This window comes from Paenibacillus sp. 01T422 (genome assembly GCF_056398785.1).
Genome location: NZ_JBFTQB010001273.1, coordinates 1 through 1,322, shown reverse-complemented (window position 1 = coordinate 1,322; position 1,322 = coordinate 1). Strand labels below are relative to the sequence as shown.

Below are 1,322 nucleotides of genomic sequence, written 5' to 3'. Positions count from 1 at the left end.
ATGCGACTCAGCATGTGGCCATTGCGAAATATTTTGGCGATGTTGATGTTTTTCCGGAGGAACGCAGATGGGAAGCTTTCGTACTGGGATGGGAAAACGGGGTAATGTGGCCGGAGTTGGCAGGAAAACATTAGGCTGCACAATGTCGAAGTATAATTAACAACAAACGCTGGAAATGCATAGTGTTAAGTATGGTGCGAAATTTTGGACAAGGCGGGTAGGCATAAATGACGATGATCATAAAAGTTGAAGCTGTGCTTATTGCGGATAATCCAGCTACATTTGTGACGAGAGAAATAGACGGTGTAGAATTAAAGTTTGGCGGAATTGAAGGCGACAGGCATTTTGGGGTATTTGCCAAGGCGGATTCGAGACAGCCCATGTATAAGAGAGGGACGGAGATCATGAATCGTCGTCAGCTTAGCCTTGTATCTGTCGAGGAGCTTCAAGGAATCGCAGACAGGTTAGGTGTAGAAACCATTCGACCTGAGTGGTTGGGAGCGAACATTCTCGTGAGTGGTGCACCTGAATTAACCAAACTTCCCATGGGCATTCGCATGATGCTTTCAAGTGGCGGCGGGTTAGTATGTGAGGGGGAGAATGAGCCCTGTGCGGGACCTGGCAGAGTGATCGCGGAACAGTATGACGACAAAAGTCTAACGAAACATTTCATCCTACAAGCACAGAAAAGTAGAGGAATCGTTGCTTATGTTGAACGTCCCGGCGAAATTAAACCAGGAGATCAAATCGAGATCCACATTTAATTTCTCGTTTTGTTGCCGAGCTACCCCCTAAAAAAAGCACATCGTTTCGAAGGTATTTCTAATTAGAAATAGCCTGGTAAGATTTGGCTCTGGAAGGTGTAGAGAAAATGTCACTTAGCAACTGTGAGGCATGCGGAAAAGTTTTCATAGCGAAATTTGAAAAACGATGTAAACCATGTGCGCAGCTGCTTTTGATCGAGACGCATAAGGTCAAAGACTTTGTTCGCAGCCATCCGGGTGCCACGCTGATTGAGGTTTACCATGAGACGGGTGTATCGCTCCAGACGATCAAAGAATTGATTCAGGCGAACGAATGAGAGTGAGAAAGTGGTCAAGATAGCGATGTGGTAATCGCGCGGCGAGGTTCTGCAACGAAATTTACCTTAGGTAAATTTCGTTGGGCTGATCCCTGTCGGAACTGGGATCAAAGAATTGATTCAGGCGAACGAATGAGAGTGAGAAAGTGGTCAAGATAGCGATGTGGTAATCGCGCGGCGAGGTTCTGCAACGAAATTTACCTTAGGTAAATTTCGTTGGGCTGATCCCTGTCGGAACTGG

Annotated in this window: 2 protein-coding genes; both read left to right on the top strand. The window is 46.3% G+C overall.

Features of this window, described 5'->3' with window-relative positions:
- The first annotated feature begins 227 nt into the window (after positions 1-227).
- A complete protein-coding gene (locus tag AC1DUA_RS37930) occupies positions 228-764 on the top strand; it encodes an MOSC domain-containing protein (RefSeq protein WP_477504618.1) in 537 nt (178 codons plus the stop codon).
- Positions 765-871: 107 nt separating this feature from the next.
- Positions 872-1,081, top strand: a complete 210-nt coding sequence (locus tag AC1DUA_RS37925; RefSeq protein ID WP_477504617.1) for a hypothetical protein — start codon at positions 872-874, stop codon at positions 1,079-1,081.
- The last annotated feature ends 241 nt before the right edge of the window (positions 1,082-1,322 follow it).